We start from the raw sequence: 15891 nt of genomic DNA, 5'->3' as shown, positions 1-15891 counted from the left end.
CCTAAGTCGACTGCTGGCTGAACGAAGGTGGTTTTCTGGGGACACAAAAAAGCGAGGCCCGAAGGCCTCGCTGAGGTTGGGCGCTTAGCGACCCAACTTGCGGAGGTTGGCAACCGTGAAGTAGTCGGCGTCGTAATCGCTGCTGTTGAGCTTGGCCGGCGGCTTGCCATTGAGCAGGCGGTCGGTCAGGTAGGAGCCGGCGATCAGGTCGTGGAAGACCGCGACGCGTGCCTGGAAGCCTTCCATGTCATAGGCGTAGGCCGTGGTCTGCATGTTGCTGCGCCAGAGTTGGCCCTTGCCGTCGTAGTTGTCGGCCAGTACGGCGATCCAGGAGTCCTCGTCGATGAAGAGCACGCGTTTGCCGTAGATATGGCGCTTGCCGGGCTTGAGCGTGGCTTCCAGCACCCAGACGCGGTGGGGCTCATAACGCATGAACTCGGGGTTGATGTGGCCGTTGGTGGCCAGCAGGTCGTCGAGTTTCAGGTTGGGGTCGTCGAGCTTGTAGTTGTTGTACGGGATGTACATCTCCTTCTTGCCCACCAGTTTCCACTCGTAGCGGTCCGGAGCGCCGTTGAACAGGCGGTCCTCGTCCATCACGCGGAAGCCACCGGCACCGAAGGGCGTGTCATAGGCCACGGTCGGCGCACGACGCACCCGGCGGTTGCCCGGGAGGTACTGCCAAGCCTGGGATGGCGAGCTGATCGGGTCGGTAAAGGTGTGGGCCAGGATGATCTCGCCTTTCTTGCGGGTCGGCTCCAGGGTCTGGACCAGTGCGAAGGCCTGCTGGCCGCCGAAGCTTTCCACCGTCTCCTTGGGGGAGTCCCACACGGAGAGGATCTTGTAGTCCATGGACTCCAGCGAGCGGCTGCCGTTGGCCAGGGTCAGCGCCATGGTGTAGATGGCGTCTTCCTTCCAGGCGCGGGACGGCAGGTTGAGGTTCCACATCAGCTCATAGCCGTCCTTCGGAATCGGGAAGGGCGAGGCGCCGATAGCGTTGACCACACCGTTGCCGCCGCTGACCAGCTCGGCGCTCAGGGCGTTGGCGAGGGTGCGCTGCTGGACCCGGTCGGAGTAACGGAAGTCACGATGGCTCGGATATACCGGGATCTTGAAGCTGTCTTTGTAGCGCTGGAACAGGGCCTTCTGGCCGTCCGAAAGCTTATCGGCATACTGCGCCATGTTCTGCGCAGTGATGACGAACAGCGGCTTTTCATCGGCATAAGGATCGGGGTATTGGCTGCCGCTGCCGCCGTAGTTCAGGTGGGGCGGCGCGCCGAGCCATTTGCCGCTCCACGCAGGGATGCTGCCGTCGGCGTTGCCGGCCTTTTCTGCCCCCATGGGGGTGAGGTCGTTACCCAGGCGTTTGGCCTCTTCCGGGCTGACCTTCGCCATGACCGGGGCACTGACGATGGCTGCGGCGAGAACGCCGGCGAGGAGTGGGGTCTTGTTGTTCATGTGCATCTTGATTCTCCTGCGGCAGTGGATCAGAAGCTGTACTTGACGTTGATGCCGACGTTGTCGCGGTCAGCGAATGGGGTATCTCCGGCATCGCCGAGGAATGCGTTGTAGCGGGCCTCCAGAGTCAGGTTGTTGAGGTAGCGCCAGGTGGTGCCGAGCCCTAAGCGATGGTCGCCTTCACCCATGCCGAAGGTGCCCGGCAGGGAAGAGTCGCCACCCAGGTTCTGGCTGAAAATCAGCGGAACAGTGAGGTCCCAGCCGTTGAAGATGTTCAGGTATTCGAGCTGGAGGTTGAGGGTGTAGCCCCAGGAGCTCTTGTCGAAGTAGAGCTCGTCGGTGTTCGCCGTGGTCATCGGAAAGAAGCCGCCGGCACCATCCGGAACGAAGGCGGTGAAGCTCGGCGCGCGGTCGTTGTCGAGGACCTCGTTGTAACCCACCTCACCAATCAGTGTGGTGTTGTCGGCGATCGGCAGGGTGCCGAAGGCGTGGACGAAGGACACTTGCGCCTGCATGGTTTCGGCACGCACCGGATGTGGTACCAGACCGGTATCAGCGAGCACTGGCTGGCCGTCGCGGTAACTGATTTCACCGCTGACGTTGGTGTCGCCGAGTACGGTGGAGAAACTGGCGCCGTAGAGGTCGATGTCGTCGAAGTAGCGGACCTGGTAGTTGGCAGTGTTCCAGCCGCTGAGGAAGTCCATCTGCGGCGCCTTGTCGTGGAAACGCAGGTAGTAGAGGCCGAACTCGGTGTTGTTCAGCGACTCGGCCACGTAGTTCAGGGCCACACCGTATTGGCCGCTATCGCTTGGCTCGTCGTCCGACAGCCGGCGAGTGATACCGAAGGCATCGGTGAAGCCGCCTTCATCCATCTGGTCGGTGACGGAGAAGAAGCTGCCGACTCCGTCGATCTCGGTCTTCTCCCATTCATACTGGTAGTAAGCCTGGAAACTCAGGCTGTCGGTCAGGTCGATCTGGCCATACACCTGGCCTACCGGCAGGAACAGCTCCTTCAGCTCCACGCCTGGCGTGTTTGCCTTGGTGGCATCTACCGGGCTCTGGCCGCCGGAAATACCGTTGCCGATGAACAGGCTCTCGCCCCAGCTCACCACCTGATCGCCCACGCGCAGGTTCAGGTTGTGACCTCCCAGATCCCAGGCGCCATAGACATAGGAGTCGAGCAGTCGCAGATCCTTGCCGTGCTGGTCGATGGTGCCGTGGGGGAAGTGGTTTGGCTGTGAGCAACGGCCGCCGGCGAAGCAGTTGGACGTGCCGGTGCCGTTGTCGTTGCTGCGGTTGTAGACGTCGTCGTAGAAACCACTGGCACGCATGAACAGGCCGAAGTCCTGTTGCCAGTTCAGGTTCATTTCGGTCAGGAAGCTGGCCCGGTTGGTGATCAGGCTGCCCTTGTCGAAGGCGTTGTTACCGTCGTCGATGTTGGCGATGACCGGGTTCGGGAAACCGTTGGACAGCGCGTGATCGCGAGATTCGGTACGCCAGGCGAGGCCGTAGGTCAGGGTAGTGTTCCAGTCGACCTTGAGGTCTTCGTTGGGCTGGAACGACATTGCCTGGCTGTGGCCGGCGCAGCCAGTGGCCAGGCCAAGCAGGGCAACGCGAATCGCAAACTGCAAGGGATTACGGGTTTGGCTTCTTGTTGTTGTTGTCATCATGTTGCTCTCGGCACGGCTGGGCACAGCTCGGTTCGCCAGGCCCAAATTGGAGTTGAGTGTGGCGGAGTGACTATGTGGTCGCTGCCGAGGCACAACATCGTCCAAAAAGACTACCCGCCAGCACTTGCTCTCCGATCGGGCTGAACGGTCGGTTTGTCCCGTCTCGCGTAGTCCCATCGGACGATGTTGCGTGTCGGGGGCGCACTGAGAATCCGGGCTGATTGCGCACCACGAACAACAACAAGGGAGCAGCCCGATGAGCGCGAATAGCCCGAAATGGGATCAAAGCTGTGACGTACTGGTGGTGGGTTCAGGAGCCGGTGCGATGACCGCAGCGCTGCGAGCCCACGACCTCGGGTTGCAGACGCTGGTGGTGGAGAAGAGCGACCGTTTCGGTGGTACCTCCGCGATTTCCGGTGGCGGAATATGGATTCCCTGCAACCACCGCATTGCCGCAGTGGGCGGCCAGGATTCGGCCGAGGAGGCCATCCGCTATATCCGTGCCGTTACCCATGGCGAGATCGATGACGGCCGTATCGAAGCCTATGTCGAGCATGGCCACCGGGCGATCGAGTATCTCGAACAGCACTCCCGCGTACGCTTCGAGGCACAGGAGGCCTATTCCGACTACTACCCGGAAGTGGACGGCGGTAAACCCGGCTACCGCTCCATGGACCCTTTGCCGTTCGATGCCCGAGAGTTGGGCGAGGACTTCCAGCGCCTGCGCGAGCCGTCACCCGCCACGCTGATGATGGGCCGCATGACAATGACCATGAAGGAGGCGCGGGTCCTGCTCTGCCGTGGCCCCGGCTGGGTTGGCCTGACCCTCAAGGTGCTCTGGCGCTACTGGCGCGACCTTGGCTGGCGTCTGCACTCCCGGCGCGATCGTTTTCTCACCTTGGGTAATGCCCTCATCGCTGCACTACGCTGCTCGTTGACCGACCGCCAGGTGCCGCTCACGCTGAATTGTCGACTGGAGCGACTGATCGAGGAAAACGGCCGCGTCGTCGGCGCCGAACTGGTGCACGATGGCTGTATCTTGCGTGTCCAGACCCGGCGTGGCGTGGTACTGGGCGCTGGAGGCTTCGAGCGTAATCAGGTCATGCGTGCGCAGTACCATCCGCAACCCTCGCGCAGCGACTGGAGTGCGACGCCGCCCTACAACACCGGTGATGCCATCCGCGCCGGCCAGGCCCTAGGTGCCACCACGGCACTGATGGACCATAGCTGGTGGGCGCCAACCACCCATGTCGAGGGTGAGGAGAAGCAACGCCCGTTGTTCGTCGAGCGCGCGCTGCCCGGCTGCATCATGGTGAACTCGGCGGGTCAGCGTTTCGTCAACGAAGCGGCACCTTACACCGACATCGTCTACGCCATGTACGAGAACAACCGCGAGGGCGCCACCAGCGTGCCGTGCTGGCTGATATTCGATGCCGACTTCCGCCGCAAGTACCCCTGCGGTGCTTTGCTGCCCGGCTACGCCATGCCCGACAGCCGCTTGCCCAAACATCTGCACAGCTATTTCCACAAGGCTGACAGCCTCGGTGAACTGGCTTCGAAGATTGGCATCGATGCTTCCGGACTGCTGCGTACCCTCGACCGCTTCAATTCCATGGCCGAGGCGGGCAAGGACCAGGATTTCAAGAAGGGCGATTCGCTGTTCGACCGCTACTACGGCGACCCGACCGTGCAGCCCAACCCCTGCCTGGCACCGCTGGTGAAAGCGCCTTTCTACGCCGTGAAGATCGACGCCGGGGACATCGGCACCAAGGGCGGCCTGCTCACTGACGTGCATGCCCGCGTCCTGCGTGACGACAACACCCCCATCGCCGGACTCTACGCCATCGGCAACACCGCAGCTTCGATGATGGGGCGTACCTATCCGGGCGCCGGCTCCACCATCGGTCCGGCCATGGTCTTCGGCTTCCGTGCGGCTGAGCACATCCACGCTGCCGGTACCGAGGGCGTAGGGGCGAATTCAATCGCCAAGCAGGCCAACGGCCTGTCGCTCTGAAACTCGGGGGGTCGCGTTGCGGCCCTTCGCGAATGAATTCGCTCCCAGAAGAACAAAAGGATGACGAAATGATCGATTTTGCGGGCAAGACAGTCCTGGTCACCGGCGGTGGCGTGGGCATTGGGCGGGCCATGGTCGAGGCCTTCGCCCGTGCTGGGGCTCGGTTGGCCGTGGCCGAGGTCGATGCCGAAAGGGCCGCGGCAGTCCGCGACTGGCTGGCCACCTGCGGCAACGAATCCCTGGTGGTGGAAGTGGACGTCACCCAGAAGGGCCAGGTGGTGGCTCTCGCCGAACAGGTGGCGGAACGCTTCGGTGGGCTCGACGTGCTGATCAACAACGTCGGCGATTCGCTGATGATCGCCAAGCCTTTCGATGCCTACAGCGACGACGACATGGATCGGCTCTACGCGGTCAACCTGCAGCATGTTTTCCGTGTGACCCGCGCCATGCTGCCGTTGCTGCGTCGCCAGGGGCCGGGAGGCAGCATCATCAGCCTGTCGTCCATCGAGGCCTTTCGCGGCATTCCGAACTGCAGCGTCTACGCGGCTTTCAAGGCTGCCATCGGCGGTTTCACCAAGAGCCTGGCACTGGAGCTGGGGCCGGTAGGCATTCGCGTTAACCAGATCGCCCCCGAGTCCACCGAAACCCCGCAACTGCCCATGTCGCTGATGATCGCCCCAGAACACCAGACGCAGATGCCGAACTGGATTCCGCTGGGCCGCTTCGGCCAGCCGGAAGACATGGCCGGTGCCGCGCTGTTCCTCGCCAGCCCGCTGTCGGGCTGGGTCACCGGCACAACCCTGCATGTGGATGGCGGCGCTTTGGCCGCGGCCGGCTGGTACCGCGACCCCAAAGGCACCTGGACCAACGTCCCGGTGATCACGGGCAACGGCTTCAACTTCTAGGCCTCCAGCAATCGCTGAACGCAACAAGGAATCCCAGATGAACGCGAATAACACCAAAGTCGCTGTGGTCACCGGCGCAAGCCGTGGCGTCGGCAAGGGTATTGCCATCGCCCTTGGCGCGGCGGGCATGACCGTCTACCTGAGTGGCCGTTCTGCCACCCAGAGCTTTAGCCAACTGCGCGGCCAACCTTTGCCCGGCAGCCTGGCAGAAACCGCCGAAGCCGTAACCCGTGCTGGCGGCAAGGGCATTGCCGTGCCCTGTGACCACCGCGATGACGAGCAGGTTCGTGAGCTCTTCGAGCGCGTCGAGCGCGAGCAGGGTCGCCTTGATCTCCTGGTGAACAATGCTGCCTTTCTCCACGAGAACCTGATCGACCCGGGCCCCTTCTGGGAGAAGCCGTTGGAGCTGGTGGACATCCTCGACGTCGGCTTGCGTTCGGCCTATGTCGCCAGCTACTACGCAGCGCCTTTGCTGGTGCGAAATGGCCACGGGCTGATCAGTTTTGTGTCTTCCTTCGGTGCCGGGTGCTACATGCACGGTCCGGCGTACGGCGCGCAGAAGTCCGGTTGTGACAAGTTCGCAGCGGACATGGCCGTCGACCTGGAAGGCACCGGCGTGGCTGCTCTCTCTCTCTGGCTAGGCCCGCAGCGCACCGAGCGTACGGCGATTGCCGGCGCGGAGCGGGCCGACCAGTACGAAGCCTTCATGGCCATGGCGGAAACTCCCGAGTTCAATGGCCGGGTCATCCATGCGCTGCTCAACGACCCGAACCTACAGGCACTGTCCGGCCAGACCCTGATCACCGCCGAAGTGGCACAGGGCTACGGCATCACCGAAGCCGAGGGCCGCCAGCCGCCGTCCTACCGCGAGATGCTCGGAGCACCGCATCCGCAGCATCCCGCGCGCGTTATTTGATCGATCCGTTACCGGGCCATGCCCCGGTGCCTCAACCCAGGGGCCTGAAACCAGGCCCCAGCAGGAGTGACTACGCGATGAAGATTCTTGTGATTGGCGGAACCGGCCTGATCGGCGGCCATGCCGCGCTTTACCTCAAAGACCATGGGCACGACGTCACCATTGCCGGACGCAAACCGGCTGCTGCCGGCAGCGCCTTGGCCGAGCTCAAGCAACTGCAGGGCGATTATGTCGCCGGCACCTTCAGCCGCGACGACCTGGCGGGTTACGACGCCCTGGTATTCGCTGCTGGCAGCGATATCCGCCATGCACCGCAAGGGGGAGATCTCGATGCCCACTGGCAGCGCGCCAACGTCGAAGCCATCCCGCGTTTGTTCGAACTGGCCCGCAGCGCAGGCATCAAGCAAGCGGTGCTGGTGGGCAGCTTCTACCCCCAGGTGGCGCCGGAGCTGATCGACAGCATTCCGTACGTCCGCTCGCGGCACCTGTCAGATCAGGGCGTGCGCTCGCTTTCTGGTTCGGACTTCAAGGTGTGCAGCGTCAATGCGCCCTTCGTGGTTGGCGCGGTACCGGGCTTGAAGGTCGAGATGTTCGAGGCCTATACCCGTTACGCCGAGGGCAAGTTCGCGCCGCTGCCGTTCTATGGTCCGGCAGGTGGCAGCAACTTCATCTCTACCCGTTCGCTGTCTCAGGCGATCCTCGGCGCACTGCTGCATGGCGAGTCGGGCAAGGCGTACCTGGTGGGCGACGAGAACCTCAGCTATGCGGAGTACTTCCAGGCGTTCCTGCGTGCCGCCGGCAACGACGCCGAGGTCCCGTCGCTGGATCAGGAGCACCCGCTGCTGCCGGATATGGCGCTCTACACCGGGCGCGGCAATACCGTCAGCTACGAGCCGGATGCTGCCGAGACTGCGCTACTGGGATATGTGCGCAATGACATCCAGCGTGCGGTGAATGAAGTGGTGGCGCAGTATCGGGGGTGAGGTACCGAGGCAGGCCTGCGGTCTGCTTGGCGAAAGAATTCGCCCCTCAGCAATAGCACTCCATTGCATGGATCGGCCCCCTCACCCGCTTGCCGGAGAGGGCAGGGGAGAGGGTGGCCCGAGACTGCTCGGAGTTTGGAGGGGAGGCCTGCTTGGCGAGTGAACTCGCGCCCACAGGAGTTGCTCCGGCCCCCGGGTTCTTGCGGACTGCCCTTTCTCCCTCCGGGAGAAGTCTAGGTTTGTGGCAGCTTCTTCAGCCGATAGGAGAGGGCAGGGCGGGTCATTCCCAGCAGCCTTGCTGCTTCCGATACGTTCTGCTGAGCGCGCTTCATGGCGCCCTGCATCAGGGCTTCCTCGACCGCATCCAGGCTGATCCCGCTGTCGATGAGTCGTTCCACCCAGTCCGGCTCATCGGTAGGTGCGTAATCGACCAGGCCACCTTCACTGGACAGACCAATGCTGTGCGCCTCTTGCGACAGGTGCGGAAACAGAGCATCGGCACTGATGCTCTGGTTGTTGTCGGTGATGATCACGCCGCGCTCGATCAGGTTTTCGAGCTCACGGATATTGCCTGGCCAGTCGTAGCGCATGCAGGCCTCGAGTGCACGATCGGAGAGGCCCAGAGTGGTTTTGCCGTAGCTGGCGTGTAGCCGCGTCAAAAAGTGCTCCACCAGCAGTGGGATGTCCTCCTTGCGTTCGCGAAGTGAGGGAATGAATACCGGGTAAACGTTCAGTCGATAGTAGAGGTCAGCTCGGAAACGCCCTTCCTTGACCGCTTTGGCCAGGTCCTCGTGGGTGGCCGCGACCACGCGGACATCAACCTTTCGGGTTTGCGAGTCGCCTACGCGTTCGAGCTCTTCTTCCTGCAGGACACGCAGCAGACTGGCCTGGGCCCTCGGGGTCAGCTCGACGACTTCATCAAGGAACAGGGTGCCGCCGTTCGCACGCTCGAAGCGGCCCATGCGTGACTGCTGGGCGCCGGTGTAGGCGCCGCGCTCCACGCCGAACAGCTCGGCCTCGATCAGGTCCGGCGGGATGGCGGCGCAGTTCAATGCGACGAAGGGACCACCGGCTCGCTCGCTGCGCAGGTGCAGGCTGCGCGCCATGACTTCCTTGCCGACGCCGGTTTCGCCCAACAGCAGCACTGAGGCCTTGCCTGGCGCTGCCTTGTCGATCAGGGTGCAGGCCTTGCGGTAGCGCGGTGCCCGGCCAATGCCGTAGTACTGGCCGACATCCTGCTGAAGCCGCAGGCGCAGGTTCGCCACCTGCACCTGCAGGGCCTGGAGTTCTTCGATGATGGGATCGTTCTGGAAGTAGCGCAGGAACTCATCGGCGTCCTCCCATTCCTCCACGGGTTTGCCGATGATGCGACAACGGTCGTCGCCACAGCCTCGGCAGCTGACTTCCTTGTACAACACTTGGCGCCCCAGGAAGAACGACGAGTAGCTGATGGCGTAGCCCAGGAGTGTCCAGCACACGGGCTGATCGAAGGTCAGTTGCTCGGATTGGCAGTTCTCCACCTCGTAGGAGTTCTGCCACTCCAGGTCGGCGTAGAAGCGACCATTTTCGATGTCGATATTCATCTCCAATGGCTGCACTTTGACCATCCCTTTGAGCGAGTGCAATTGAGGTCCGGTCAGGAACATTTCCACTGCATCGGCACCCGGTCTCAGTTTGCGGGCCAACTCGGCGTCCTTCAGGCCGGACTGATAGCCAAGGCGCAGGAAGAGCCCCTTGGCGCGTTCCACACCGAGCATTTCCACCAGTTCCCGCCGAAAGGATCCCATGGCCGACGCCTGCAGCAGAAGCATGCGTTGTTCATCCAGCCAGATCTTCCCTTCGGTTCCGAGAAAGCGGACCCGGTCGGTCAGGTCCTTCAGCGTCGGGCTGTGTTCCGACGCCTTGTATTCCACATTCATGGCATTGCACCCCTGATTTTTATTGTGCGGGGAGACGGTAAACCGCCGCTCAGGTCATGCGGTTCTGGAGGCTTACCGAGGCGACCCATACACGCAAAGGCGGGTCGCGTTCTTTTTCTAAGCGGCCTGAAAGCCATGCAAAAGTCAACCGTCGGCGCCAATTGTCGATTTGCTCAAAGCGCCTCGATGGATTGAGCAAATGGTTAAAAAGGACCGGCTCTGAATGCTGCGCCAGAAGGCCCTAGAGCGTCGGTTGTTTCTATAGAAAATCAATTAAAACAGTAGTTTGCAATTCATTTTGTGGCGGCCTGGCAGCGCTGGCACAGGCGTTGCTCTGGGTGCTGTACCCGTTCACGGAGTCGCCTTGCATGAACTCACTACTGCCCAGTTTCGAACAATTGCCTCGCTATGTCCGGGTGCGCAGCGAGCCCGGCGCCACTTTCGTCGAGTTCGACTTCGCCATCGGCTACCCGGACCTCTTCGTCGAGCTGGTCTTGCCTCGCGCGGCCTTCGCCAGCTTCTGCAAGCAGAACCGGGTCCAGCACATGGACACGGCGATGGCCGAAGCCGTCGATGCCGACATGGAGAAATGGCGCTATGGCGAGGTGCGTGGCCAGTCGGCCTAGCGGCCAAGCCCTGAGCGCGTCGCTCCCCCCCCCCGACAACAACAAGTACAGGACGCCCTGCATGAGCATCGAGATCAAGACGGCGACGGCCGAGCCGATCCGCCAGACTTTCAGTCACACCCGTCGGCGTTTCGGCGACAAGCCTGCAAGCCGATACCAGGAGGCCAGCTTCGACATCGAGGCCGCCACCAACTTCCACTACCGCCCGCTGTGGCAGCCGGACAAGCTGCTCAACGATTCCACCCGCACCGCCGTGCGCATGGCTGACTGGTACAGCGTCAGCGACCCGCGCCAGTTCTACTACGGCGCCTATGTGCAGACTCGCGCCAAGATGCAGGAGAACGCCGAGCACGATTACGCCTTCTGCGAGAAGCGCGAACTGCTGGCCGGCCTGGACGCCCCCCGTCGTGAGCAGATTGCCCGTCTGCTGCTGCCCCTGCGCCATGCCGAGCTGGGCGCCAACATGAACAACAGCGGTATCGCCGCCGACGGCTTCGGCACCAGCCTGACCCAGCTGCACATGTTCCAGGCCATGGACCGTCTCGGCATCGCCCAGTACCTGTCGCGCATCGGCCTGATGCTCGACGACGGCGGCACCGACCTGCTCGTCGAAGCCAAGCGCCAGTGGCTGGACGACCCGGCCTGGCAAGGCCTGCGCCGCTACGTGGAAGACAGCCTGGTGGTGCGCGACTGGTTCGAGCTGACCTTGGTGCAGAACCTGGTCAGCGACGGCCTGCTCTACCCGCTGGTGTTCCACAAGTTCGACGAACAGCTCTGTGCCAATGGCGCTGGTCAGGTGGGGATGCTCACCGAGTTCATGCGCCTGTGGTTCGCCGAGACCCAGCGTTGGGTGGATGCCCTGGTGAAGACGGTGGTCAGCGAAAGCTTTGATAACCGCCAACTGATCGAAGGCTGGATCGCCAAGTGGCAGGCCCGCGCCCTGGAGGCCCTGGCTCCGCTCGCCGAGATCGGCCCCGGCCGCGACGCACTCGACACCGTGGCCGGCGAGTTCGCCGCCCGCCTGAAGAAACTCGGCCTTGCAGGAGCCGCGCAATGACTTCCCTCGTCTACATCGCCTTCCAGGACAACGACAACGCCCGTTACATCGTCGAGGCCATTGTTCAGGACAACCCCCACGCCGAGATCCAGCACCAGCCGGCCATGATCCGCGTCCAAGCGGAAGGCCGCCTGGAGATCAACCGCGCCACGGTGGAGGAAAAGCTCGGCCGCGAATGGGACGTGCAGGAAATGCTGATCGACGTCATCACCCTCGGCGGCAACGTCGAGGAAGACGAAGACCGCTTCGCCCTGCACTGGAACTGAACCCGCGCATAACGACAAGAATCGGGAGAGCCACCATGGCCGCCAAACGCCTGAACCAGAAAGACAAGTACCGCTGCCTGACCCGTGACCTGGCCTGGGAGCCGAGCTATCAGAGCAAGGATGACATCTACCCTTACGAGCGCTTCGAGGGCATCAAGATCACCGACTGGGACAAGTGGGAGGATCCCTTCCGCCTGACCATGGATGCCTACTGGAAGTACCAGGCCGAGAAGGAGAAGAAGCTCTACGCCATCTTCGACGCCTTTGCCCAGAACAACGGCCATACCAACCTGTCCGACGCGCGCTACGTCAACGCGCTGAAGCTGTTCCTCTGCGGCGTGACCCCGCTGGAGTACCAGGCCTACCAGGGCTTCGCCCGTGTCGGCCGGCACTTCGGCGGCGCCGGGGCGCGGGTCGCCTGCCAGATGCAGGCCATCGACGAGCTGCGCCACGTGCAGACGCAGATCCACGCCATGAGCCACTACAACAAGCACTTCAACGGCCTGCATGACTTCGCCCACATGCACGACCGGGTGTGGTTCCTCTCGGTGCCCAAGTCGTTCTTCGAGGACGCCCGCACCGCCGGCCCGTTCGAATTCCTCACGGCGATTTCCTTCAGCTTCGAATACGTGCTGACCAACCTGCTGTTCGTGCCCTTCATGTCCGGCGCCGCCTACAACGGCGACATGGCCACCGTCACCTTCGGCTTCTCGGCGCAGTCCGACGAGGCGCGGCACATGACCCTGGGCCTGGAGGTGATCAAGTTCCTGCTGGAGCAGCACGAGGACAACGTGCCGATCATCCAGCGCTGGATCGACAAGTGGTTCTGGCGCGGTTACCGCCTGCTGACGCTGGTGGGGATGATGATGGATTACATGCTGCCGAATAAGGTCATGTCCTGGGCCGAGGCCTGGGAGGTGTACTACGAGCAAGCCGGCGGAGCCCTGTTCAAGGATCTGGAGCGCTATGGCATCCGTCCACCGAAGTACGTCGAGCAGACCACCATCGGCAAGGAACACATCAGCCACCAGGCCTGGTCGATCTTCTACCAGTACAGCCAGGCCACCAACTTCCACACCTGGATGCCGACTGACGAAGAACTGGACTGGCTCTCGGCCAAGTACCCGAACACCTTCGACCGCATTTACCGCCCACGCTACGAGCACTGGCGCGAGATGCAGGCCCGTGGCGAGCGCTTCTACAACAACGCGCTGCCGATGCTCTGCCAGGTGTGCCAGATCCCGCTGTCGTTCACCGAACCGGATGCCGACACCACCTTGAGCCACCGCAGTGTGATGTACGGCGGCGAGCGCTTCCATTTCTGCTCCGATGGCTGCTGCGACATCTTCCAGTTTGAACCGGAGAAGTACGTCCAGGCCTGGCTGCCGGTGCACCAGATTCTCCAGGGCAACTGCGGTGGCGGCGACGTCGAGAGCGTGGTGCGCGACTACTACAACATCGCTTTCGGCCAGGACAACTTCGACTACCAGGGCTCGCCCGAGCACCAGCGCTGGCGCGAGTGGCAGGGCGATAAACCCTCCGACAGCGACCAGGCCAAGGCCGGCTGACACTAGGGCGGGCGCCTTGCGCTCGCCTTCACCCCCATTACAAGAAGGACAGCATCATGCCCGTGACTGCCATCGGCGCCTATGCGGCGCAATCCCTGGACCGCCAGGAAAACTTCAACGGCCTGCAGCTGGTGTACCTCTGCTGGGAACGCCACCTGATGTTCTGCGCGCCCTTCACCCTGCCGCTACCGCCGGACATGCCCTTCGGCGACTTCATCGAGAACGTGGTCAAGCCGGCCATCGCTCCACATCCGGATGCGCTGAAGGTGGATTTCTCCAAGGTTCTCTGGCGCCTCGATGACGCGGACTTCACCCCTGACTGGCAGGCCGGCCTCGCCGCCAATGGCATCGGCCACAAGAGCCTGCTGCACCTTTCCACCCCTGGCCTGGATGGCCTCAACGGCAGCTTCAACTGAGGAGGTCGCCATGAGCTACCAAGTCACCATCGAACCGACCGGCGAGCAGATCGAAGTGGAGGAGGGTCAGACCATCCTCCAGGCCGCCTTGCGCCAGGGCGTCTGGTTGCCCTTCGCCTGCGGCCACGGCACCTGTGCCACTTGCAAGCTGCAGGTACTGGAAGGGGAGGTGGATATCGGTGCCGCCTCGCCCTTCGCCCTGATGGACATGGAACGTGACGAAGGCAAGGTGCTGGCCTGTTGCGCCATCCCGCAGAGCGACCTGGTGATCGAGGCCGATATCGACATCGACCCCGACTTCGCCGGCCATTCGGTGCAGGACTATCGCGCCGAAGTGGTCGCCCTCGACGATCTTTCTCCGACCATCAAGGGGCTGCGCCTGAAGTTGGACCGGCCCATGTCGTTCCAGGCGGGGCAGTACATCAATCTGCAGATTCCCGGCATCGAAGGCACCCGCGCCTTCTCGCTGGCCAACCCACCGAGCCGCGCTGACGAGGTGGAGCTGCACGTGCGCCTGGTGGACGGTGGCCAGGCCACCGGACATATCCACGGCGATCTGAGGGTGGGCGATGAGCTGGAGCTGTCCGGCCCCTATGGCCAGTTCTTCGTGCGGAGTTCGCAGCCGGGGGACCTGATCTTCATCGCCGGTGGCTCGGGGCTCTCCAGTCCGCAGTCGATGATTCTCGACCTGCTGGAACAGGGTGACACACGACGCATGACGCTGTTCCAGGGCGCCCGCACCCGTGCAGAACTGTACAACCGCGAACTTTTCGAGCGTCTGGCCGAGGAACACGAGAACTTCACCTACGTACCGTCCCTCAGCCAGGCCGCTGACGACACCGAATGGACGGGTTTCCGTGGCTACGTGCATGACGCCGCGAAGCACCACTTCGACGGCCGCTTCGCCGGTAGCAAGGCCTACCTCTGCGGCCCGCCGCCGATGATCGACGCCGCCATCACCACCCTGATGCAGGGCCGGCTGTTCGAGCGCGACATCTTCATGGAGCGCTTCCTCACTGCCGCCGACGGCGCCGGCGAGAGCACCCGCTCGGCCCTGTTCAAGCGAATCTGATCCGCTCCATCCGCCGTTCCGCGCTACGTGCGCGGACGGCGGCTCACACCCATAAGAATAAGAAGGTAATGCTGATGAGTGCCAAACTGCGTGCCCTGTCCTGCTGCATCCTCGCCACCCTCGGCCAAGTCGCCCACGCGACAGAAGGCGGTGGCTCGACCTATCCCATGGGCGCCGACAACTACATGTCCGGCGCCATGCCGCCGCCCGGCCTCTACGGCCAGGTGTTCTCCACCCACTACGAGGCCGACACCCTGCGCGGCAATGACGGCGACAGCCTGCCGGTGGACTTCCGCGTGCGTGCCAACGTCATCGCGCCACGCCTGATCTGGGTCTCCGAGCAGCAGCTATTCGGTGGCAACCTGGCCTTCGCCGCGCTGTTTCCGTTTGTCGATCTGAAGGTGGAGGTGAATGGCCAGTCCCAGAGCAAGAAAGGCCTGGGCGACATCATCTTCGGCCCGGCCCTGGGCTTTCATCACAGCGACAAGCTGCACAGCATCGTCGCGCTGGATTTCATCGCCCCGTCGGGCGAGTACGATCGCGGCGACCTGGCCAATATCGGGCGCAACTACTGGACGGTAGAACCTGTGCTGGCCATCTCCCACGTCGACCCCGCCGGGCTCAACGCCAGCGTGAAGTTGATGTACGACTTCAACCTGGAAAACAGCGCCACCGACTATCGCTCCGGCCAGGAATTCCACTTCGACTATGCCGTCGGATGGGGCTTGGGTAATGGCTGGGTGCTGGGCGTGGGGGGCTACTTCTACCGCCAGACCACTGACGACCGTCAGCATGGCGAGCGCATCGACGACAACAAGGGGCGCGCCTTCTCCATCGGCCCCTCGATCATGTACAGCAACAAGGACGGCTGGTTCCTCACCGCCAAATGGGAACAGGAAACCCAGGTGCGCAACCGGGCGGAAGGTGATGCCTATTGGTTGAAGCTGACGGTGCCATTCTGACGCGTGGGACGGATGAGAAAAGCATCATCCGCCCCACGAGGCACCGGACTTTGCAGGGTGGC

Annotated in this window: 14 protein-coding genes; 11 read left to right on the top strand and 3 right to left on the bottom strand. The window is 62.9% G+C overall.

Annotated features, from left to right (window positions below; translation table 11 throughout):
• Positions 1–84 precede the first annotated feature (84 nt).
• Complete coding sequence (locus OXH74_RS02900) at positions 85–1455, bottom strand: DUF1329 domain-containing protein (protein WP_375741711.1); 1371 nt, start codon at positions 1453–1455, stop codon at positions 85–87.
• A gap of 29 nt (positions 1456–1484) precedes the next feature.
• The gene (locus tag OXH74_RS02895; RefSeq protein ID WP_215372768.1) at positions 1485–3125 is read right to left on the bottom strand and encodes a DUF1302 domain-containing protein; all 1641 of its coding nucleotides are present in this window, start codon (positions 3123–3125) and stop codon (positions 1485–1487) included.
• Positions 3126–3381: 256 nt separating this feature from the next.
• Between OXH74_RS02895 and OXH74_RS02890 the strand changes: the two genes are divergently transcribed.
• The 4 genes from OXH74_RS02890 to OXH74_RS02875 all read left to right on the top strand — a co-directional run bounded on the left by OXH74_RS02890 (position 3382) and on the right by OXH74_RS02875 (position 7943).
• A complete protein-coding gene (locus OXH74_RS02890) occupies positions 3382–5139 on the top strand; it encodes an FAD-binding protein (protein WP_375740012.1) in 1758 nt (585 codons plus the stop codon).
• A gap of 68 nt (positions 5140–5207) precedes the next feature.
• Complete coding sequence (locus OXH74_RS02885; RefSeq protein WP_375740011.1) at positions 5208–6044, top strand: SDR family NAD(P)-dependent oxidoreductase; 837 nt, start codon at positions 5208–5210, stop codon at positions 6042–6044.
• Between the two features lie 37 nt (positions 6045–6081).
• On the top strand, positions 6082–6960 hold the full coding sequence (locus OXH74_RS02880) for an SDR family NAD(P)-dependent oxidoreductase (RefSeq protein WP_375740010.1): 879 nt from the start codon (positions 6082–6084) through the stop codon (positions 6958–6960).
• Between the two features lie 77 nt (positions 6961–7037).
• A complete protein-coding gene (locus OXH74_RS02875; protein ID WP_375740009.1) occupies positions 7038–7943 on the top strand; it encodes an NAD-dependent epimerase/dehydratase family protein in 906 nt (301 codons plus the stop codon).
• A gap of 233 nt (positions 7944–8176) precedes the next feature.
• Here OXH74_RS02875 and OXH74_RS02870 read toward each other — a convergent pair whose 3' ends face one another.
• On the bottom strand, positions 8177–9862 hold the full coding sequence (locus OXH74_RS02870) for a sigma 54-interacting transcriptional regulator (protein ID WP_375740008.1): 1686 nt from the start codon (positions 9860–9862) through the stop codon (positions 8177–8179).
• A 368-nt stretch (positions 9863–10230) separates the two neighbouring features.
• Between OXH74_RS02870 and OXH74_RS02865 the strand changes: the two genes are divergently transcribed.
• The 7 genes from OXH74_RS02865 (at position 10231) to OXH74_RS02835 (ending at position 15829) form a co-directional block, all read left to right on the top strand.
• Positions 10231–10488: a phenol hydroxylase subunit gene (locus tag OXH74_RS02865; RefSeq protein WP_375740007.1), complete on the top strand. Its 258-nt coding sequence runs from the start codon at positions 10231–10233 to the stop codon at positions 10486–10488.
• Between the two features lie 61 nt (positions 10489–10549).
• Positions 10550–11545, top strand: coding sequence for an aromatic/alkene monooxygenase hydroxylase subunit beta (locus tag OXH74_RS02860; protein ID WP_375740006.1), 996 nt, complete (start codon positions 10550–10552; stop codon positions 11543–11545).
• Entirely contained in the window at positions 11542–11811 is a 270-nt protein-coding gene (locus OXH74_RS02855; RefSeq protein WP_179061833.1) for an MmoB/DmpM family protein, read from the top strand. The genes OXH74_RS02860 and OXH74_RS02855 overlap by 4 nt, the downstream gene beginning before the upstream one ends.
• A 35-nt stretch (positions 11812–11846) precedes the next feature.
• Positions 11847–13379 carry an aromatic/alkene/methane monooxygenase hydroxylase/oxygenase subunit alpha gene (locus OXH74_RS02850; RefSeq protein WP_375740005.1) on the top strand — a complete coding sequence of 511 codons (1533 nt, stop codon included), beginning with the start codon at positions 11847–11849 and terminating at the stop codon, positions 13377–13379.
• 56 nt (positions 13380–13435) lie between these two features.
• Positions 13436–13795 carry a phenol hydroxylase subunit P4 gene (locus OXH74_RS02845; RefSeq protein ID WP_375740004.1) on the top strand — a complete coding sequence of 120 codons (360 nt, stop codon included), beginning with the start codon at positions 13436–13438 and terminating at the stop codon, positions 13793–13795.
• A gap of 10 nt (positions 13796–13805) precedes the next feature.
• Positions 13806–14867 (top strand): NADH:ubiquinone reductase (Na(+)-transporting) subunit F, encoded by a 1062-nt coding sequence (locus OXH74_RS02840; RefSeq protein WP_375740003.1) that lies wholly within the window; start codon positions 13806–13808, stop codon positions 14865–14867.
• Between the two features lie 74 nt (positions 14868–14941).
• Positions 14942–15829 carry a transporter gene (locus tag OXH74_RS02835; RefSeq protein WP_375740002.1) on the top strand — a complete coding sequence of 296 codons (888 nt, stop codon included), beginning with the start codon at positions 14942–14944 and terminating at the stop codon, positions 15827–15829.
• The last annotated feature ends 62 nt before the right edge of the window (positions 15830–15891 follow it).

It is taken from the genome of Metapseudomonas boanensis, assembly GCF_042232855.1.
GTDB lineage: Bacteria > Pseudomonadota > Gammaproteobacteria > Pseudomonadales > Pseudomonadaceae > Metapseudomonas > Metapseudomonas boanensis.
The sequence above is the reverse complement of the archived record's forward strand: the minus strand, read 5'-3'. Positions and strand labels throughout refer to the sequence as shown.